This window comes from Sphingobacterium sp. 18053, from assembly GCF_902706145.1.
GTDB lineage: Bacteria > Bacteroidota > Bacteroidia > Sphingobacteriales > Sphingobacteriaceae > Sphingobacterium > Sphingobacterium paramultivorum.
The window spans coordinates 356,803-376,769 of sequence record NZ_CACSJW010000009.1 but is presented as its reverse complement, the minus strand read 5'-3'; the positions used below and the strand labels follow the sequence as shown (position 1 = coordinate 376,769).

The 19,967-nt window shown below is 40.8% G+C and carries 16 protein-coding genes; 12 read left to right on the top strand and 4 right to left on the bottom strand.

Going from position 1 to position 19,967, the window contains the following annotated elements:
• The first annotated feature begins 1,122 nt into the window (after positions 1-1,122).
• The 5 genes from GVK91_RS21945 to GVK91_RS21925 all read left to right on the top strand — a co-directional run bounded on the left by GVK91_RS21945 (position 1,123) and on the right by GVK91_RS21925 (position 4,992).
• Positions 1,123-1,956: a helix-turn-helix transcriptional regulator gene (locus tag GVK91_RS21945; protein WP_153847688.1), complete on the top strand. Its 834-nt coding sequence runs from the start codon at positions 1,123-1,125 to the stop codon at positions 1,954-1,956.
• 137 nt (positions 1,957-2,093) lie between these two features.
• Positions 2,094-2,951: a 4,5-DOPA dioxygenase extradiol gene (ygiD, locus tag GVK91_RS21940; RefSeq protein WP_200845678.1), complete on the top strand. Its 858-nt coding sequence runs from the start codon at positions 2,094-2,096 to the stop codon at positions 2,949-2,951.
• A gap of 203 nt (positions 2,952-3,154) precedes the next feature.
• Positions 3,155-3,454: a SelT/SelW/SelH family protein gene (locus tag GVK91_RS21935; protein ID WP_153847690.1), complete on the top strand. Its 300-nt coding sequence runs from the start codon at positions 3,155-3,157 to the stop codon at positions 3,452-3,454.
• Positions 3,455-3,521: 67 nt separating this feature from the next.
• Positions 3,522-4,358, top strand: coding sequence for a methylated-DNA--[protein]-cysteine S-methyltransferase (locus tag GVK91_RS21930; protein ID WP_182330809.1), 837 nt, complete (start codon positions 3,522-3,524; stop codon positions 4,356-4,358).
• Positions 4,359-4,380: 22 nt separating this feature from the next.
• Entirely contained in the window at positions 4,381-4,992 is a 612-nt protein-coding gene (locus tag GVK91_RS21925) for an alpha-ketoglutarate-dependent dioxygenase AlkB (protein WP_159731327.1), read from the top strand.
• 121 nt (positions 4,993-5,113) lie between these two features.
• Here GVK91_RS21925 and GVK91_RS21920 read toward each other — a convergent pair whose 3' ends face one another.
• Positions 5,114-6,994 carry a M1 family metallopeptidase gene (locus GVK91_RS21920; protein ID WP_153847692.1) on the bottom strand — a complete coding sequence of 627 codons (1,881 nt, stop codon included), beginning with the start codon at positions 6,992-6,994 and terminating at the stop codon, positions 5,114-5,116.
• Positions 6,995-7,192: 198 nt separating this feature from the next.
• On the opposite strand from GVK91_RS21920, the gene GVK91_RS21915 reads away from it, so the two are divergent.
• From GVK91_RS21915 to GVK91_RS21900, 4 genes are all read left to right on the top strand, one after another.
• Positions 7,193-8,503 (top strand): BamA/TamA family outer membrane protein, encoded by a 1,311-nt coding sequence (locus GVK91_RS21915; protein ID WP_153847693.1) that lies wholly within the window; start codon positions 7,193-7,195, stop codon positions 8,501-8,503.
• Between the two features lie 107 nt (positions 8,504-8,610).
• Positions 8,611-9,402, top strand: a complete 792-nt coding sequence (locus GVK91_RS21910; RefSeq protein ID WP_153847694.1) for a hypothetical protein — start codon at positions 8,611-8,613, stop codon at positions 9,400-9,402.
• Between the two features lie 18 nt (positions 9,403-9,420).
• Positions 9,421-11,490: a TonB-dependent receptor gene (locus tag GVK91_RS21905; protein WP_153847695.1), complete on the top strand. Its 2,070-nt coding sequence runs from the start codon at positions 9,421-9,423 to the stop codon at positions 11,488-11,490.
• 9 nt (positions 11,491-11,499) lie between these two features.
• Positions 11,500-14,814 carry a DEAD/DEAH box helicase gene (locus tag GVK91_RS21900; protein ID WP_159731325.1) on the top strand — a complete coding sequence of 1,105 codons (3,315 nt, stop codon included), beginning with the start codon at positions 11,500-11,502 and terminating at the stop codon, positions 14,812-14,814.
• Positions 14,815-14,885: 71 nt separating this feature from the next.
• On the opposite strand, the gene GVK91_RS21895 is transcribed toward GVK91_RS21900, so the two are convergent.
• Positions 14,886-15,371: a hypothetical protein gene (locus GVK91_RS21895; protein ID WP_153847697.1), complete on the bottom strand. Its 486-nt coding sequence runs from the start codon at positions 15,369-15,371 to the stop codon at positions 14,886-14,888.
• 111 nt (positions 15,372-15,482) lie between these two features.
• On the bottom strand, positions 15,483-15,968 hold the full coding sequence (locus GVK91_RS21890; protein WP_159731323.1) for a hypothetical protein: 486 nt from the start codon (positions 15,966-15,968) through the stop codon (positions 15,483-15,485).
• A gap of 130 nt (positions 15,969-16,098) precedes the next feature.
• Between GVK91_RS21890 and GVK91_RS21885 the strand changes: the two genes are divergently transcribed.
• The 3 genes from GVK91_RS21885 to GVK91_RS21875 are packed head-to-tail and all read left to right on the top strand — an operon-like array spanning position 16,099 to position 19,202.
• Positions 16,099-16,545, top strand: coding sequence for a MarR family winged helix-turn-helix transcriptional regulator (locus GVK91_RS21885; protein WP_088162755.1), 447 nt, complete (start codon positions 16,099-16,101; stop codon positions 16,543-16,545).
• A 48-nt stretch (positions 16,546-16,593) separates the two neighbouring features.
• Positions 16,594-17,655 carry an HlyD family secretion protein gene (locus GVK91_RS21880; protein WP_153847700.1) on the top strand — a complete coding sequence of 354 codons (1,062 nt, stop codon included), beginning with the start codon at positions 16,594-16,596 and terminating at the stop codon, positions 17,653-17,655.
• Between the two features lie 2 nt (positions 17,656-17,657).
• Positions 17,658-19,202: an MFS transporter gene (locus tag GVK91_RS21875; protein ID WP_153847701.1), complete on the top strand. Its 1,545-nt coding sequence runs from the start codon at positions 17,658-17,660 to the stop codon at positions 19,200-19,202.
• Here GVK91_RS21875 and GVK91_RS21870 read toward each other — a convergent pair whose 3' ends face one another.
• On the bottom strand, positions 19,203-19,952 hold the full coding sequence (locus GVK91_RS21870; RefSeq protein WP_153847702.1) for a class I SAM-dependent methyltransferase: 750 nt from the start codon (positions 19,950-19,952) through the stop codon (positions 19,203-19,205).
• Positions 19,953-19,967: the final 15 nt, after the last annotated feature.

Below are 19,967 nucleotides of genomic sequence, written 5' to 3'. Positions count from 1 at the left end.
GTTTAAAATAAACTGAACGGGATTTTAAATCCCGTCAGGCTTCTCTTAAACCCTTCTTTTTTCATGATTCCCTCTTTCGGGGTAACCGTTCCTCCCTTGCGGAGTGGTGCAAAGATAGGGAGTTTACTAACAAACTTCCAAGCCTTTTGTTCTTATTTATTTCATTTCGCCCTTAACTGCCTGTAACGGTGCGAGATTCTTTTCGTAAAACAGGTGATCGGAGGGCTGGCATGGTAGATCCAAGTCCAGATTGGGCCTTCGGAGAACCCCAGGTCATCATATATAGTATGGAGGCAGGCTTCGTATTGGATCTATTACCAATTTCGTTCAACTTTTGTAGTTAATTAATAGGGGTATTACGGGGGGATAACAGGGGGTTAACAGGGGGTTAGCAGGGGTATACCCTTGTTAACCCCCTGTTAAAACGGTGCAATAGTGCTGTTAATTACAAATCAGTATTCAATTTAAACATAAGCAACGTAACAACAGAGCTCCGCAACGTTTAATACCATCGATATACATAATAGAGATAGGACGTGACCGCGAACTGCAACCGCAGCAGAATAGAGGATGGCGGAACCAGTCTAAAGTAAACCTTGATCAATTTTCATTTTGGTATAGCTTTTACTCAAGGTTTACTTAGGGTTTACTTAGGGTTTGTTTAGGTATAGCTTAGGTTATAGCTAAACTAACCCTAACCAAAAGCTAACTAAATACCAATTAAAATCTAGCTTAAAGAAGAAGTAAATAAAAGCGAATAAATAGAACACTATTTAAATAGTCATATAACCTATATATATGTAGACGCAGGCCCTATTGCCGAAGTTGACTTGAAAGATACTGCGTCCCTAATGGCCAAAACAATGCGAAGTTTTTAAGGATATAATCATCATAGATCAATAAAAACCTCATTTTAGGTTTCTGGTACCCCTAAAGGAACATCTGATTGAAGCCCCCTTAGATACAGGAAAGTTACGAGGTCTAGAAAACTACGATTCACCCGAAATATATCTAATAATTTGCTCCAATAAATAGCTCGAAGATGCCCACAGAAGGTCTTTGACAAACAAAATGTAATTGAAACCGTATATTCGTAAATAGCAAATTAAAATCTTCCTTATTTTGAACGGACTTTTCAAAATTTACAAAGTTGACGCCGACGAGGCACTGCGCATACAGCAATCCAAAAACGAAATACATCAACATGATTTCGAGGAATTGATTATTGGTGTGGCAGGAAAGCTCGAACATTTTATCGATTTTAAAACAAAAACCTACACCGCTCCATTTATAAGTTTTGTCACTCAGGGCAAAACCCACCGCGTCAAACCTCTTTTGCATAATAATAACATTGAATTTTGGGTCGTTCGATTTAAAAGTGAATTTATCCCCGAAACGACTTTCCAGCTCTACGCCCACTTTCATGACAATGCGACTTTGACCTTCGCCAGCCCCAACTGCTTCGGGAGATTAATAGTCTTGTGTGAGCTAATGCAACAGGAATGCTTACAACATAGCGTAGATTATGCGGTTATCAAGCAGTTATTGAGCACCATCTTTACCATGATTGAATCTGAACGGAAAAAGCAATTTCCAGACAGCCAACAGCAATTGAAAAATCAGAGTACAACGTTCACAAGCTTTCTATCTATACTGGAAGAGAACTACCGCCGTCCAGAAGGCGTTAATTTTTACGCGGAGAAGCTTTTTATGTCGACACGAAACCTAAATTTAATTTGTCAGAGCATATTACAACAAAGCGTTTCTGAGATTATCGAAACACGGAAACTTATTGAAGCAAAAAACCTCTTGTTGACAACGACTAAAACGATCTCGGAAATTGGTTTTGAACTCGGCTACCAAGATAAAGCCTACTTTACCAATGTCTTCAAAAAGAAAGCAGGCATGACGCCTTCGGAATTTAGAAGTGAAATCCAAAAACTTATTTCAGAATAGCGTACAACAGATTTCCGAATAGTACAACAGATTGACAGGATAATTATACCGCCTAGCCAGCCCCAACCCCTACCTTTGTAGTAAAAATTGACGCAGCCACATCATATCAAATGCGTAGAAAGGATTTTATTAAAATTATGGCAACATTACCATTAGCTGGAGTAGCTCATAAAGCAAACTCTTTATATAAATTTTCCGGGGAACTGGAGGCAACGGACAAATTTCCGGTCTTATTTTTAGGACATGGAAGTCCCATGAACGCCATAGAGGACAACGAATTTGTCCGGGGATTCAAAAAAATTGGCCAAACTTTCGAAAAACCGAAGGCGATTCTTGTTGTCTCGGCACACTGGGAAACACGTGGAACATTTGTCACAGCGATGGAGCATCCCACCACCATTCATGACTTTGGCGGTTTTCCTCAGGCGTTATTTGATGTTCAATACCCAGCTCCAGGCAGCCCGGCGCTCGCTTTAGAAACACAGCGTATTGTCAACAAAGCAGATGTTCATCTCGACGACAAATGGGGGCTGGACCATGGATCATGGTCTGTCGTCAAACATCTATACCCTGATGCAGACGTTCCTATTATCCAAATGAGCATCGATTACACACAGCCTGCAGCATACCATTATGAGATTGCACAGCAATTAAACGCGCTAAGAAAGAAGGGGGTACTCATTATCGGTAGCGGCAATATGGTGCACAACTTACGGATGGTCGCCTGGGATAAACTCGATACGGCAGGCTATGCGTATGAGTGGGCTACTATAGCCAATGAAAAAATGAAGAAATTTATTCAGAACGGCAACCATCAGGCGCTCATAGATTTCAGAAAACAAGGCAAAGAGTTCGACTTGGCAATTCCAACTCCTGAACATTACCTCCCTTTAATCTATACCTTGGGTTTACAGGAGAAAAATGACGAGTTGTTTCTCTTCAACGACAATTCAGTGGCTGGATCGCTGACCATGACCTCCTTGAAAATCGGTTAAGCCTCCAGCATACCTATCAGGAATATCCAACAATACAAGCCCATTCCATTAACCGAGAAAAAGGCCAATGGAATGGGCTTGTTGTATACAGCACTCCGCTGAGTTGGAAATATCTCGAAATTTCCATGACAAAAAGCGTTAGGATTGCAGCGCTAGGATTGATAAATTTGTTTGAAACAAAACAACGTACTTGAACTTAACTCATGGCAACAAAACCTGTTATTGAAATTGAATATTGTCCAAAATGCAATTGGATGCTGCGCGCCGCCTATATGGCGCAGGAGGTACTGAGTTCGTTCACGGATGAGATCCATGGAGTGATGCTGGTCCCCAGCGAAATTGCAGGCCGTTATACAATACGGGTAGCGGATAAGGAGATATTCGATCGAAAAAGAGCCGGTCGATTCCCCGAAATAAAAGAACTCAAACAACTGATCCGTGATCTAGTCGCACCAGATAAATCCTTAGGTCATTCGGACAAATCTCCTTCATCCAACATTTAATTTAGCATAAATCGGATTTTAAAGACTTCTTCTTATTAGCAACTTTGTATAAATTAAATGAACAATCATGACTATTCAACAAGAAGTAGATTTTCAACGTATCGCCAAGGCCATACATTTCTTACAGGAAAACTTTAAGTCTCAACCTACATTGGGTCAGATCGCTTCTCATGTTTACATGAGTGAAGCTCATTTTCAACGCATGTTTACCGCATGGGCAGGTACAAGCCCCAAAAAATTCTTACAGTACGTAAGTATAAATTATGCAAAATCATTGCTTAAGGAAAATAACATTGCTGAAACAACATTCCAGCTTGGCCTTTCCAGCAGCAGTAGACTTCATGAACTATTTATCAACATTGAGGGGATGACTCCCGCTGAATATAAAAATGAAGGCTCCAATTTATTGATTTCCTACGCGTATTATCAGAGCTTATTCGGCACAATGCTAATTGCATCCACCTCAAAAGGTATTTGTCATATTGCCTACGCGGATGATAACATAACAGCTTTTGACTCTCTTCAGCAACGATTTCCGAACGCAACATACCTACAACAGGGGAACAGCATGCACGAGAATGCACTCAGCGCATTAAATCCCCAAGATAAAGATATCCGTCAGGTAAAATTACATTTAAAAGGCACTGATTTTCAATTGAAAGTCTGGGAAGCTTTATTAAAAATCCCTATGGGTAACTTAAGCACTTACGGTGCTATCGCTTCTCAAATCGGAAACCCCAAAGCCTCCCGTGCTGTCGGCACAGCTGTTGGAAGCAATCCGATAGCTTACCTTATCCCCTGTCATCGTGTTATACAAAACAGCGGTATATTTGGTGGTTACCGATGGGATCCAATGCGGAAAACAGCGATGATCGGATGGGAGACTTTGCATACGGCTATTTAGTAAACACACACAATACGATAACATGGAACTTTTCGACAATCTCTTCGATGGCAATAGAAATCTACTCCCTTACGATGGGACTGTCAATTATTATGGTAAAATACTGCCTCCACAGAAAGCAAACCACTATTTTGATAGACTCATGGACTCGATCGAATGGGTAAATGACCGTGCCATTATTTTTGGAAACGAAATCGTCACCAAACGAAAAGTGGCTTGGTATGGCGACCAGGCTTTCGAATATAGCTATTCCAACACTACTAAAAGAGCGCTTCCCTGGACAAAGGAACTTCTTGAGCTGAAAAAGATTGCCGAAGAACAAACACAGGAGACGTATAATTCCTGCCTGTTGAATCTTTATCACAATGGCGACGAAGGAATGGCCTGGCACAGCGACGGTGAAAAAGACCTCAAAAAAAATGGAGCAATTGCTTCTTTAAGCTTTGGTGCTGAACGAAAGTTTGCCTTTAAACATAAAACGAGCAAAGAAAAAATAGACATCATCTTGGGCCATGGAAGTTTATTGGTGATGAAAGGTGTTACACAAACGTATTGGTTGCATCGGCTTCCACCGACAAAAAAGGCGTTCAGTGCACGAATTAATCTGACATTTCGAAGCATCGATCAGCTGTAGTCTTACAGGCCCAGGGTAAGGCTTACAGGAATGGACACCTATTTGTAGGCAGACTTCAACAGCATTCAGTCATTAATCGTGTCAACCTTTTCAAACATAAAGGCTGACACGATCGATCTGGTTATTTAATAACGTCCCTGCTGTTGTCCTTGGCTGTGTAATCCATAAAAATGCCACCGTCCAAGGTAATATTTTTCACCTTTTTAGTCGAAGTCCAAGTCAGGATTACCTGTTTTTCATTGTGTTGCCAAATTGACGGAGTTTGATGTTTTGTCTCCACCGATCCATCCGTATAGGTAATCAACACATCAAACGGAATTGCAAATCCCCCGACATTAGTGATCGTCAGTGTATTTTTGCCAGCAAGTTGTTTAAAATCATTCACTTTAAGGTCGATGTAATTATTGGTGAAATACCAATTTTTCCAATACCAGTTTAAATTCTGCCCAGCTCCAGCATTGATGCTATAAAAGAAGTCCCAAGGCGTCGGATGTTTTCCATGCCATAGCTCCATGTAATGGTGTAATGCTTTTTTAAACAGTTCATCGCCCAAGTAATCCCGTAATGCAATATAAGACAATGCGGCCTTGATGTAGGCATTGTTGCCGTACCCTAAACCACTTAACTGAGAGGTCATGGTAATCAAGGGTTGGTCTTCTTCGGTAGAAGGGTCAAAGATATAGCGCTTTACACGGGCATCTTTGAAAAGTTCTTTGTTTTTTTCGGCACCAATCTCCGCATTTCCAATCCAGAATTCCAATGCAGTAGCCCAGCCTTCATCCATATAACCGTATCGCGTCTCATTGATACCCATGTAAAAAGGGAAATAGGTATGTGCAATTTCATGGTCTGCTGTTTGTCGCGCATCCACGAGATTATCTGGGACACTAGAATCGTTGATCATCATTGGATATTCCATGTCTGCAAATCCCTGAACGGCCGTCATTGTTGGGTATGGGTAGGTGACACCAGGCCAATTTTTAGAAAACCAGTCAATGCAATATTGCTGCCAACCAATGTATTGTTCAAAATCTGCTGTTCCGGTGACATAGCTTGACTGCACACTCACGCGCTTACTTCCCAAATCTACACTCCCGCCATCCCAGATATAATTATCACTCACACTGAAACAAAAATCAGGCACATAGGTTGCTTTAAATTTCCACTTATTCCAGGCTTCTTGTGTTGTCACTTTCCCCGCTTTCATTTCGGCATCTGTCGCGATATGTATTGGCGTGTCGCTGACTTTTGATTTTTCGAAACGGTCCAGAACAGGTTTCTGCAGTACATCAGCCGCATTTGTCAATTCACCTGTCGCCCAAACAACAAAGTTCTTCGGAACGGATATCTCAAATTGATAATCGTTGAAACCATTGTAGAATTCTTGTCGGCCATTATGTTCCAGAAGATCCCAGCCATTATAATCGTCGTATACAGACACACGCGGATAAGAGTAAGCACAATAAAAGGTGGAAGCATTCAACAGCCCTTCACGGTCGCTTTCGACAGATAACGGATATTCCCAGCTAATGTCCAATGTTGCAGTGCTTCCCGGAAGGATTTTCTGCCCAAAATCACCTAACTTCACCGTTCCCCAGTCCTTGCTGTTTACTTCGTAAACTTGACCATTCAGTTTAAACGATTTAATCTTTAGGCCCGAAGTCAGGTAGTCGTCCGAAGCGTATGCAGCACGTACCGCATTAGGTTTGTGTACATTGTTCACAAATCGGATAGCCAAGCGTTTCAATGTATCGGGACTATTGTTTGTGTACACAATAGTCTCTGTTCCACTCACCATCTTTGTAGCCGGATCCAATTGCACCCGCACATCATACTTACCAAAATTCTGCCAATAGTTTTTCCCTGGTAGACCCGTTTTGGTACGGGTTCCCTTTTCGATCGCTTGCTGAATATTCCTTGGGGTATACAGTTCTTGCGCATGAGCTACCCCTGTCAATAAAAGCAAAGTCAATCCATAATTAAATATAGTGCGTCCTATCATATCCTAGTTTAAATAATCAAACTAAGATAAATTTGCTGTGATTTGCAAGTTTAATTCTCCAGCTTCGCAAGAAAAATAAACTTCTTCAACACAATACCGTATTTGCATTTGTTCAAAGATCAAAAAAAGACAGGCTCCGAGTACTTGAGAAAACATTTTATTTTTTTTGACGTTTAGTTTTAAGATAGACCCGAATGTATGCATCAACTTTTACGTTTTAACGATTTCTTCCGACATGCTTTTTTAGGAATACTTTTGATTTCAATCCCTACGCTGCTCGCTGCTCAAACCGATGCAAAAACAGACTCTCTTGCACAGTACAAACATCAGCGTGACTCGGCCATGGCCAGTCAATACGATATATCGGATTTAATCGGACGAATAATCCATCCCAAACGAAAAAAGGAACACGCGAGTAAACGCTCTCCCATCACCTTAATGCCCAACATTGCCTACAACCCAACCATTGGTGGTCAGATCGGAATCAAGGCTGTCGCGGGGAAAGTACTGGGTGACCCCAAAACAACGACCATGTCGATCGCAGCGACATCCGCCTCAATCACCACAAAAAACATCATGGTCTTCTATATCAGCCATAATATCTTTACCCCCAACAATAAACTAAATTTTCAGGGCGCTTTTGCACTTGTCAAAATGGTCGCTTTAGATGCGGGTTTGGGCATGACTCCCCATGGAAAATGGAACAATGCCGATGAAGAGATCCTTGCCAACCCCGACCATAAAAAATACGGAGCAAAATATAACGCATTTACATTTAATGAAAAAGTCTATAAACGTATCGCCGACGGACTATTTGTTGGAGCTGGATTGGCGTTTGACTTACGACGAAAAATAACCAGCAGCGGCCCCAATGGCAACATTACGCCCAATACCATCTACACCGAAAAACATGGCTTCGATCCCGACAGTTATAATTCCAATGGACTATTGCTCAATATGCAATATATGACAAGAGACAATCCCAATAGGCCTTACAAGGGTATCTATTCGGATATTGGTGTGCGATGGAACACAACGCTGTTGGGCAGTAGCAAAAGTGCTGTACAGCTTACCACCGACTTTCGAAAATACTTTAGTCTATCTCAGTCCGACCCGGCTCATGTACTTGCCTTCTGGTATTGGGGTTCCTATAAACTTGGTGGTACACTTCCCTATTTTGATCTCCCAGGAACGGGAAGAGACGTAGCCGTCAGAAGCGGCCGGGGTTATACCATTGGTTATTTCAAAGGAATTTCTTTCGGTTATGCCGAAACAGAATACCGCTTCCCAATTTTAAAGAATCACTTTTTGAGCGGAGCTGCTTTTTTCAACCTACAGACTGCCAGCGACGAACTGGGTACCAAACTTTTTGAAAGGTGGCAACCTGGGGGTGGTGCCGGATTACGGGTGCTCTTTAACAAAGCAACACGCACAAATCTATGTCTGGACTATGCCTTTGGAAAATATGGTTCCCGTGGTTTCTTTTTAGGGCTGAATGAAGCCTTCTAATTCCAGATTGCGACAGCTTTGTTTGCCATAAAATAACTAAATTAGCCGATGTTGTTGCTCTTTCTATTCACGAAGAGTGACTGAATTGGCATTGACGATACTTCATCATGAATTTAAAAACCTTTTTTCTATACATTGTATTATTATTGGCTCTTGTTTCCTGTCATCAGACAAAGACGCCAAAAACAACGAAAAATGACGAACAAAAGAAAGAACAGGTAGTCCCCCCTGCATCACCACCGCTCCCATCGGATACTTCGAGCTACGATAGCCCGCGTTTTGCAGACAGAATTGAAGAACAAACGCAGCAGTTAATAAAAATGAACGACGCCGGCCTCTTCGATAAACTTCACCAGAAGTTAACGACAACACTAAGTGCAGACCAGAAGGATTATTTTCTTGGGCATCCTAACTTGGCTGTTTTAGCGATCGCGAAAGGGAATATCTTCGAAAATGGCTCTGGAGACCTTGGGTATCTGCTGTACAACAAAGATAATCATCACATCGAGATCACCTTATTCGATCATAAACGCAATACATACAACACATTGTATAAAGAGTTAAAAGTTGTCAATACCCTTCAAAATCTAGATTGTTCATCCAGCTTTGGATCGCTCGATTATCTCGTTGCTTCCGAACTGATTTATCAAGAGGATTATATTCGTTTAAACAATTCAAATTACCTGATTGACGACAATTCCTTTGATGTGACCGATATTTCGACGAACAAAAACTTTGATTTGCAGCAGGGCTGTCTGAACAAAAAATTCTCAAAAGAAGCCATGGCCAACAGTCTTTGTGTGCCGACCAGCTCCGTATATGCGAATTTTCAATGCCTAAAATACAATAAGAAAAAGCAGATTTTTGAAATTTATTTCAGTCAGGAATTTGCAGACTAAGCCGACCAAACCCTAACGATGAAAAGATATTACCTACTTGCTACCCTTGGTTTATGTAGCAAATTATATGCGCAGGAAGTGGATACTACGACTAATCGACTAGAACAAGTCGAAGTTAAAGCCTACTTCAATAAACAACCACTATTGCGACTGACATCTTCTGCGGCTGTGTTAAGCAGCCAAATGATCCAATCCCTGCAGTCGCCCTCCTTTGTTTCAGCAATGAACAGGGTGCCGGGTTTACGCATGGAAGAACGTTCCCCTGGGAGTTACCGGCTAGCACTCCGTGGGAGTATGATCCGTTCACCTTTTGGTGTTCGCAATGTCAAAATCTATCTGGACGACTTTCCATTTACTGACGCAGGCGGGAACACCTATCTTAACTTGATAGATCCATCCGCAATAGGACAAATCAATATATTAAAAGGTCCAGATGGATCGATCTATGGGGCCAATTCAGGCGGTGTACTCTCCTTTTATAGTAAGGGATTTGATCGATCTGACAAACCTGAAGTCAACCTCCAATTAACGGGGGGCTCCTACGGTCTTTTCCAGGAACAGCTCAATGCAATATTACCCCTCAGCCAGAGTCAGCAACTTGCCATCAATCAAAGTTGGACAAGAAGTGACGGTTATCGCCAGAATTCAGCCTTAAACAAAAAGAATATACAGCTTAATTACAATTGGCAATATGCAAAAACATCCGAATTAAAATTCACCGGTTTCTATTCGGATCTTGGTTACCAAACTCCGGGAGGGCTCACCGCAGCACAAATGGAGAGCGACCGCAGACAGGCCCGGCCTAAGGGCGGACCAAATCCTGGTGCTGCTGAACAAAAAGCAGCAATCTACGATAAAACATTCTTTGGTGGACTGAGCAACCAGACGCACCTCAGTTCTAAGATGACCTTATTCGCCAGTGTATTTGGTTCATCCAATCAGATCAAAAATCCCTTCATCACCAATTACGAGAAAAGAGATGAAAAGAATTTAGGAACGCGCCTGTATTTATCTTATGCCGATCTGTTGAGCCAAGATTTAAAATATGAAGTCCAACTGGGCTTGGAAGCACAAAAGGGCTGGTATGCTATTGACAATTATGACAACGCCCAAGGTGTCGCTACCGATCCTCAGGCCAAGGACAAATTGGAAAACAGTCAGCAATCATTTTTTGCACGCACCCAACTGGAGTGGCTAGAGCGCCTCCAGGTAGAGCTGTCGCTCGGATTAAATGAGAATAAAATTGGCTACCAGCAACGTTATCCTGTCGCACAAGAAAACAAAGAAAATATTGATTTCGGAAGTACCTGGATGCCACGAGCAGCACTATCCTATTTGATCACACCAATCCTTGCACTTAGAGCATCGATTTCTAAAGGTTTCTCTGCACCAACTGTTGCTGAAGTCCGCTCGTCAGACAATACAATTAATACGATGCTGAAACCAGAAACAGGTACAAACCATGAATTTGGGCTTCGTTGGCATTTGTGGAATCGCCGGATTATTTTAGATGCAGCGGCCTACACGTATCAAATGAACAATGCCATTATCCGACAGGTACGGGATAATGGTGCTGAATATTTTCAAAATGCGGGTAAAATAAACCAAAAGGGATTGGAAGCCTCGCTATTCATGTATTTGATCAGGCCTCAAACAACCGGTATGGTCCGTAGCCTACAACTGACCAGTAATTTTTCCCTCAATGACTACAGGTTCAAAACCTATCAGGTAGGCGACAAAAACTATAAGGACAATAAACTCCCTGCAGTTCCTAAAACAGTATGGGTAAATTCGTTGGATATACTTTTCCCGAATGAATTCCAACTGGATCTCCTTTCCAATTTAACTGCAGCAATACCACTGGATGACGCAAACACTGTTTATGCCAACCGGTATCATCTTTTGCAAGCCAAATTATCCTGGAGCAAATCTGTCTGTTCACCGCATAAAATCAGGCTTTTTGTTGGGGCCGACAATCTGCTCAATGAAAAATATAGTCTTGGAAACGATATAAATGCTTTTGGAGGACGGTATTTTAATCCTGCCCCATTACGTAATTATTATGGCGGAATGAGTTTTAATTTTTAACCAAGCATCATGGAATTCCATCAGTATACATTGACCGATATCGATTTCACCAAGGTGAGCCGTTATTCTTATTTTCCTTGGATGGACCTGACACTGGCCCATTTTCAGGTCAATGCGATGGAAATGGAGGTCAATCAGGCAACTTTTCAGGTACTGGAGAATTATACCGATTTTGAAGTGATGATCATACATACATTGCCCACAACAGCCGTCTTTTGCAATTGTCCACAAACAGGATTCTGCCGTCATCAAAAGGCGGCTTTAAGTAAACTATTTACACAGGAGAATTGGCTGGCATTTTTTGATCACAACCGCTATCAGCATCTCCTCAAGAAGGTTGCGGCACAATATGGACTGGAAAAGGAATCGTCTTTAGAAAACTATTTTTCAGCCCAGATCAAAGCAGGGAAGCTTGAGTTTCTATTAAAAGACAAACAGCTAACCTCCATTGATGACTTTGATCTAGTGGAGGAATCTCTTGCCCCAAAGGCCAAGACGACAGCCGAACAGCATCATCATTTTGTGGTGTTAACGCGCAACCGGTATTACAAAAATCTACAAATACTCCTGTGCCAAGCTCCAATGACGAAATCTGGCCTACCTAAAAACCCGATTTCCGCTAGTGAGAGCCAGTTTCGTATCTGGCAAAGCAGCTCGATTGAGGAAATGCAATTTTACACAGCTGTTTATCAATTTTCTCAAGCTGTGCAACAGGATATCGAAATCAGCTCCAGCCTGAAGGCGATTGCAAAAAACCCGTTACACCTCGATTTTTATCTGCATGACTATGAGAAATCCGACAATATAACAGCCTCCACCTTATCGCCGATTCAATTTAACCTAAACAAAGGTGATATTAAGCTCTTTATTACAAAAAAAGGTGCGTTTTATGCCATTCAGGGAGAAATTCATATTCATACGATAGCCTACAATTTACAGGATTTAGTTGTTCTTTTGGACCATTTCATTCTCATCAAAAATCAGCTTTTTCTGATTGAAAATAAGTTTCACCTCAAGTTGATCCGTTTGTTTGGCAACAAAGGGGAGCAATTATTGATCCATCAGCGTAAGTTCGAAGAATTCAACAGATTGTTTTTGGAACAGATAGCACATTCCGTGGAGTTGAATTTTAAAGATATTCCCAAAGCAAGCAAGCCACAGTTGAAGGAAAATCTGTATTATCAGGACATGCAGCCACTTTTGTTTCTGGAGGAATCGGAAGATTTTGTCAACCTTATTCCTGTCATGCGTTATGGTGAAGTCGAAATTCCTATTTTAAGTAAGCGGAATATATTCGGTACAGACAGCAAGGGTATACAATTTTTGGTCGATCGGAAACGTGAAGCTGAAACAAAAGTTATTTCCCTGTTACTGAAACAGCATCCCTATTTTCAGGAGCAAATGGATGAGGGAAGCTTTCAGCATTTTTATTTGCATCGCAAATACTTTCTGGACAGTAACTGGTTTCTGGATGCTTTTGACGAGTGGCAGCATCAGGGTATACAGATCATTGGATTTAATACGTTACGTGGAAATAAATTAAGCCGTTTTAAGGGAAAAATACATGTGGAGGTCCTCAGTGGACAAAATTGGTTCAATGCCAATATACAGGTCAAGTTTGGTCCCAAAAGTGTCTCCCTAAAAAAACTTGAAAAGGCAGTACGGAACCGCTCGCAATTCATCACCTTGGATGATGGCACCCAGGGGATTTTACCGCAACAGTGGCTCGATAAATTTGAGACCTATTTTAATGCTGCCGAATCGATCGCTGATGATTTCATTGAAATTCCAAAATACAAATTCAATGAGATCGATCAACTATTTGATCAGTCCGAGCTAGACCCCATTGTGTTGGCTGAGCTCAGCACATTGAGAAAGCAGCTAGCTAATTTTTCTTCGCTATCCGAGGTCCAGGTACCTCCAACTTTTGTCGGAAACTTACGTCCTTATCAGCAACAAGGACTACAATGGCTGCATTTCTTGGACGGGCTTAACTTTGGCGGCTGTCTTGCCGATGACATGGGACTTGGCAAAACGATCCAAATATTAGCCTTTCTGGCTACTCAAAAAGCAAAGGGACAATCTGCACCAACATTACTTGTACTTCCCACGACCTTAATTTTTAATTGGCGGCATGAAATCCAGCAATTCCTTCCATCTTTTCAAACGTTAGTTTTAGATGGTCCAAATAGAATAGAAAAAGGGATGCAGTTTGAACAGTATGACCTTGTTTTAATTTCTTATCACAACCTGCTGACGGATATCAATATGCTAAAAAAAATAACCTTCAATTATGTCATATTGGACGAATCGCAGCAAATCAAAAACCCGGATTCCCAGCGATACAAAACGGTAAATTTATTAAAATCAAGAAATCGCATCATCTTAACAGGAACTCCTATCGAGAATAATACGATGGATCTTTATGCCCAGCTTTCCTTTATTGTACCGGGTCTGCTAGGAAGCAAAAAATATTTCAAAGATGTCTATACGACTCCTATTGATGCTTTCCATGACCGCAAGAGAAAAAAAATGCTGAAAGAGAAAATAAAGCCTTTTATTCTCCGGAGAACAAAGCAGGATGTATTACGTGATCTTCCTGCAAAAAATGAACTGGTTCTTTACTGTGAGATGAAAACTGCCCAACGGCGGATTTATGATCTTTATGAAAAAGAGTTTCGGGATTTTATCTCTGCCAAAGATGGCGATGAAATCAAGAAAAGTCCCATGCATGTACTAAAAGGTCTAACAAAATTGCGTCAGATATGTAATTCAAGTAAACTTCTCCAATACGAAGATCTGACTACCGCTGCGGACTCTGCCAAAATCGAAATGCTTATCGAGCAGATTCAGCATAAAAAAGACCAGCACAAAATGATCGTGTTTTCACAGTTTGTCAGTATGCTCAACCTGATTAAAGAAGCTTTGGATAAACAGGGTATTCGCGCGTTGATGCTCACGGGCCAATCCAAAAATCGAGGTAAATTGGTTAACGACTTTCAATCCGACAAGGATATCCCCGTTTTTCTGGTCAGTCTAAAAGCAGGTGGTACCGGACTTAATCTTACCGCAGCAGATGTTGTGTACCTGGTAGACCCCTGGTGGAATCCTGCTGTTGAACAACAGGCGATCGACAGGATCTATCGCATGGGTCAACAAAAGACGGTTACCGCTGTTCGATTAATCAGTCCTAACACAGTCGAAGATAAAATTCAGACCTTACAGCAACATAAAAAGGAGATTAGCAACAGCATTCTGGATGACGGCGGAAGTTTAGATGTCTTTTATCTGGACAAAAGCTATTTAATGAATTTGCTACGATAAACTATTGAAATGAAAAAAGGGGACATCGATCGATGTCCCCTTTTTTGATATAATTCGTTGTCAGCTGCTCTTTATTTTTTGTCAGAAATGTACGTTTTGTTACCATTTCCGTTGATATAATATTTACCACCTTTTGGACCGAGATAGACTGTATGGCCGTTATATTTTTCACTTGTTGCTTTATCAGCTGTAGCTACGGCATCTTTTTTAACAGCAGTAGCTTGTTTTTCAGCTTTAGCGCTTTCTTTTTTCACGGCTTTTTCCTTCGCTTCCACTGGTGCTGCTGGCGGTGTTTTTGTATCAGCCATCTTTTTCGTCTGCGCTGACTTTTCCTTCACTGCAGCTTCCTTCTTCGCTGTAGCTTTCACCGGCGCTGCCTTCGTTTTCGTTTCGGCCTCGTTGGCTTTAGTCTTTACTTCTTTTGCTTTTTGTTCAGACTTTTTGGCTTCTTTTTCCATTTTTTTAGGAGCCGTTTGTGCATAGGATTGTCCCAATCCGACTGCAGCGATCAAAGCTAATGCAGCTGTGATTTTTTTGAAACGATTTATTGCTTTCATAACTCAATTGTTATATAAATAATTGTAAATAAAAGTACAATACAAATGCCATATTTCGATTTAATTACCTGAAAAAAATATTTTTAACAATTTTTTAACTTAGCCAAGGAATTATTCGACAACTTGTTTTCTAAATTTCGAATCAATTATATATTTTACTCCCTTCGCATCTATAAATACAGGCTTTCCATGGTATTGCTCATTACTCCGTCGATCAATGGCAACTCGATACCGTGTGGGTGAGTTAATGGAGCTGTAGGTTATATTTCCAACCGAGTCTCCAGGGCTAGCGATTACTTCCGAACCTTCATATACGCGCTCACTCACCCTGCCAGTAAAACGCTGTTTTCCTGTTGACGTTTTTATTTTCTCCTGCTGCTCCGGCTCTTTATCGATCGGCGCAACACCCAAGGTCATCACATCTACCTGTGGGCTTAAAGGGAAGAATGGATCTACCCACCGATATACAAAATGATAATCGGTTTCTAAATTATTAAAAGCATGCATTTGCTGGGCCCTTACAATACTTATCCCGCCTCCTAAAATCAGCAGTGGCAGTAGGCAACGTCTAAAGAAGATTAATTCAACTCCTAACATATCTTTTTTTCCTTTCGTTTAAGTACTCCCAAATAAAATGCCATCTCTATCTAAAGGACTCATCTTTAACACATTTTTAACTAAAGCAAATTAGTTTGATATTTAACTGTTTTATATTTAACTTTGTGCTATGAAAAACGAATCCATGAATCCAGTAAAACCCTTAGTGGATAGTATCATTGCTTTGCGAACGAGCTTAAAACAATACTATATCCAGAAAATAAAGGAACAGCAGTTGGATATCACCTATGAAATGTTGCAAGTATTGGCGGCACTGTGGAAAAAGGAGCAAATGAATCAGCAAGATATAGCCACAGCGATACAAAAGAACAAAGCAAGTGTCACTCCGCTGATCGATAATCTTTGTAAACGAGATCTGGTTAGACGCGTCAGCGATCCCAATGACAGACGAAATAACTTAATCGAATTAACGGTAAAGGGAGACGAATATAGGACATTATTAGACCCTGTCCAACAAGACCTCTACCGTGTGATCCTGCAGGAGATATCAGAAAAAAAAGTATTGGAAATTACAGAAACTCTCGAAAAATTGACCGCAATTATTGATAAGCAATAGTATCGGGAGCCTTGATTTTCAGAAAAAAATAAGATAAGTAATTGAGTCATGAGCAATTCAACATTAAGTGAGAAAGAAATAAAACGAAGGCGGAAGATATGGATCATCAACATCCTATCTGCGGTCGTCATTGTGGTTACAATTATCTGGGGTATCTTAGTCTTTTTCCACATCAACGAATCTGTTTATACAGATGATGCCCAGGTAGATGCCCATATTACCCCTATAAATTCGCGTATCAGCGGTTATATCAAAACAATTCGATTTGATGAGCATCAAAAAGTTCACAAAGGCGATACACTCGTCATTATTGATGATGCTGAGTACAGAATTTTATTACAAAATGCACAAGCCACCCTTGCCGATGCCAAAGCAAGTAAAACAATATCGCAATCTGGAATTGCCATTGCCGGCAATAGTACTGCGATAGCAAATGCCAATATCGATGAGATGAGAGCCCGGCTAGATAATATGGAATTGAATTATAGGCGCTACGAGAGTCTGGTAAAAGATGAAGCAGTAACGCAATATCAATTCGATCAGGTAAAAGCAGATTATGAGGCCATGTTAGCCAAATACAAGGCACTTTTGGCGCAAGAGCGTGTATCGAAACTTAACACGCATGAGTCTGAACAGAAGCTATCAATCAATGATGCCTCATTGCTAAAGGCCGAATCTGCGATTGATCTTGCCAAGTTAAACCTTTCGTATACGGTTATCACTGCGCCATACGATGGTGTATTGGGACGGCGGACGATAGAAGAGGGACAATTGGTGCAAAACGGTACGCCATTGGTCAATATTGTACGTGATGAGCAGAAATGGATTACGGCAAATTATACCGAAAGTCAACTAAAAAATATTGCCCTCGGGGCAAAAGTCAACATTGAAATTGATGCATTGGCAGGGAAGACATTTGAAGGTGAAGTAGCCGCCATATCCGAAGCAACAGGATCTAAGTATTCTGCTGTCCCGGTTGACAATTCTACGGGGAACTTTGTTAAGGTACAACAGCGCATTCCAGTTAGAATTAATTTTACAGCATCCAATACCCAAAAAGATCTTGCCATGCTTCGCGTAGGTATGAATGCTATCATACGTATTAAATAATCATGAAAGATCGTATATTCAGAGATTGGTTGAGTTCAGGCTGGGAATTGTTCTTTCTGTTTGTACTCAATATTTTATTTTCGTTCAATAATGGAATCCCAACATCCATTAACACGTATGTCATGAATGGATACGCCGGTACCACCGCAGATCTGAATATGGCTACATATTGTTATTATGCGGGAATGGTATGTGCCATACCACTGGTATTTAGGTTGTTGAAATTATTTTCCAAAAAGACGATATTAATCGTATCTATCTTCATTATCCTCGCTTCCAATACGGTTTTGGAACATGCCAATAATGGTGTCAACATCTGTATGTCCACATTTTTTATCGGAAGTGCCAAGATTATTGTCACTATGGCTATCATTGGGGAAATGATCCCTTTTCTCATGCCACGTGGAGAACGGTATCAATTATATGCAGTCTACTACCCCATGACAATGATCATTCCTGCCTTGGCAAGTTATGTATCTGTTCTATTTGCAACACGTTTCTATTGGGAAACTGTCTTTTTATTTCAAAATATACTACTTGCAGTAGCGTTGTTAATCTGCATTATCTTTATGAAATCGTCAGATTTTAAAAAGGTACCTCTCTATCAATATGACTGGTTTGGAAGTATTTTACTTTGTATTTCATTATTGAATTTTGCCTATTTCAGCACATATGGTCTGACACAAAATTGGTTTCATTCCAGGTTTATTTTGGTCACCGGAATCGCATCGCTCTGTTTTTTTATACTTTTTATAAATAGAAGTGTACTAATCCGAAAATCACTCTTAAATTTTGAAGCCTTCTCAACACGGATTCTGCCTATCTCCATTGGAACAATTTTTATTTTCGGCATTTTTTATAGCTCGACCTCGCTGTACTCCTCCCTTTTGGGAATTACGCTTGGTACAAACCCCTTGGAAGTCGCCGAGATAAATACCTATGTAATTCCTGGTTATATGATCGGCGCAGTAATCGCTTATATATATTTCAAAATAACAAAGAAATGCAAGTTCATTTTGGCATTCTCCGCAGCGTGTTATGCCCTATCTTGCTTTTTCTTTGCAAGAATTATCGACCAACAAACAAACACGGCTTTGTTCTATCTCCCTTTGACATTAAGAGGAATGGGCGTGATCACCTCCTACATTGGAATAGGCGTGTATATGGCCGGTAATATTCCCAGCAAATATTACCTCTCGGGGTTAGTATTTTTGATTCTTACACGTTCATTTTTGGTGCCTGTAGTCTGGTCAAACATCATTGCCAATTGGTATTACCACCTACAGATCTTTAATGCCAATGATCTTGCTGGTATAATCGATCGAACAAATAGCTTGGTGCTACAAAGAGGAAATATAATGAAATCGGTCCAAGTCCAAGCCTCGCTACTATCCTTACGCGACGCCTACTCCGGGCTATTTATTATCGGGGTAATCCTAACGTTATTCATCTTAATCTTCCCTTTTCATTCTTCGCCTATACGAAGAGTTTTCGACTGGAAGAGAAAAAATTCAACGAAAGAAGCTTTGCAAATTCCTATTTCTTAGTTAACTGATATAAATTTCGGTAATATACTTGAATACGATACGCTCAGAGATTGCGTACTTATCGAAAAGTGTACGGAGATCGTCATAGAGCGTTTTGTTTTCAGCCTGCTCTTTTGGAAAATAGGATGATGAACGTACTCTTCCCAAAAACGACCGAAGGTCCAATATCTGTTGATTTGGTAAGGTTACCTTGGTCATTGAACGTGATCCAAAAAATTGTTTGAGATCATCATCACTGATATTTTTGTGACTGACAGATTGATAACTTGGTATATGACTGAGCAGAAAATCTTCGTACTCCTGTTGAAAAGCGTCGCCGGGATCACGCTGGTTCCAGACCAGCACAATACGTCCATTTTCTGTGAGAATGCGAGCGAACTCCCTTTTACATGCTTCCCGGTCAAACCAATGAAAAGATTGCCCTGCAAAAATGAGATCTACGCATCCAGACTCAATCGATGTATTTTCGGCAGTCGCATTCAGCGCAATTAAATTCCGATAGGTTTTAAAATGATGAAGTAAAGATTCACGCATTTCCCGATTGGGTTCAACGGCAAAAACGTCATTTCCATTTTCGAGAAAAAGTTGCGTAGATAGCCCTGTGCCACTACCGACATCGGCAACCAACCACTTTTTATCAAGCCCTATTTGCTCTTTAAGCACCTGAATAATCTCTTTTGGGTAACAAGGTCTAAATTTCTCGTAATCGACAATCCTGTCTGTGAATCTATCAATACTGTTTTTGTTCATACCAAGAATTGCTGT

What these genes read in the sequence shown, in the direction of transcription:
- GVK91_RS21885 (WP_088162755.1), top strand. Translation starts at nt 16,099, where the DNA reads ATGAAAAACGAATCCATGAATCCAGTAAAACCCTTAGTGGATAGTATC.
- GVK91_RS21900 (WP_159731325.1), top strand. Translation starts at nt 11,500, where the DNA reads ATGGAATTCCATCAGTATACATTGACCGATATCGATTTCACCAAGGTG.
- GVK91_RS21935 (WP_153847690.1), top strand. Translation starts at nt 3,155, where the DNA reads ATGGCAACAAAACCTGTTATTGAAATTGAATATTGTCCAAAATGCAAT.
- GVK91_RS21925 (WP_159731327.1), top strand. Translation starts at nt 4,381, where the DNA reads ATGGAACTTTTCGACAATCTCTTCGATGGCAATAGAAATCTACTCCCT.
- ygiD (WP_200845678.1), top strand. Translation starts at nt 2,094, where the DNA reads ATGGCAACATTACCATTAGCTGGAGTAGCTCATAAAGCAAACTCTTTA.
- GVK91_RS21930 (WP_182330809.1), top strand. Translation starts at nt 3,522, where the DNA reads ATGACTATTCAACAAGAAGTAGATTTTCAACGTATCGCCAAGGCCATA.
- GVK91_RS21920 (WP_153847692.1), bottom strand. Translation starts at nt 6,994, where the DNA reads ATGATAGGACGCACTATATTTAATTATGGATTGACTTTGCTTTTATTG.
- GVK91_RS21880 (WP_153847700.1), top strand. Translation starts at nt 16,594, where the DNA reads ATGAGCAATTCAACATTAAGTGAGAAAGAAATAAAACGAAGGCGGAAG.
- GVK91_RS21905 (WP_153847695.1), top strand. Translation starts at nt 9,421, where the DNA reads ATGAAAAGATATTACCTACTTGCTACCCTTGGTTTATGTAGCAAATTA.
- GVK91_RS21915 (WP_153847693.1), top strand. Translation starts at nt 7,193, where the DNA reads ATGCATCAACTTTTACGTTTTAACGATTTCTTCCGACATGCTTTTTTA.
- GVK91_RS21870 (WP_153847702.1), bottom strand. Translation starts at nt 19,952, where the DNA reads ATGAACAAAAACAGTATTGATAGATTCACAGACAGGATTGTCGATTAC.
- GVK91_RS21875 (WP_153847701.1), top strand. Translation starts at nt 17,658, where the DNA reads ATGAAAGATCGTATATTCAGAGATTGGTTGAGTTCAGGCTGGGAATTG.
- GVK91_RS21895 (WP_153847697.1), bottom strand. Translation starts at nt 15,371, where the DNA reads ATGAAAGCAATAAATCGTTTCAAAAAAATCACAGCTGCATTAGCTTTG.
- GVK91_RS21910 (WP_153847694.1), top strand. Translation starts at nt 8,611, where the DNA reads ATGAATTTAAAAACCTTTTTTCTATACATTGTATTATTATTGGCTCTT.
- GVK91_RS21890 (WP_159731323.1), bottom strand. Translation starts at nt 15,968, where the DNA reads ATGTTAGGAGTTGAATTAATCTTCTTTAGACGTTGCCTACTGCCACTG.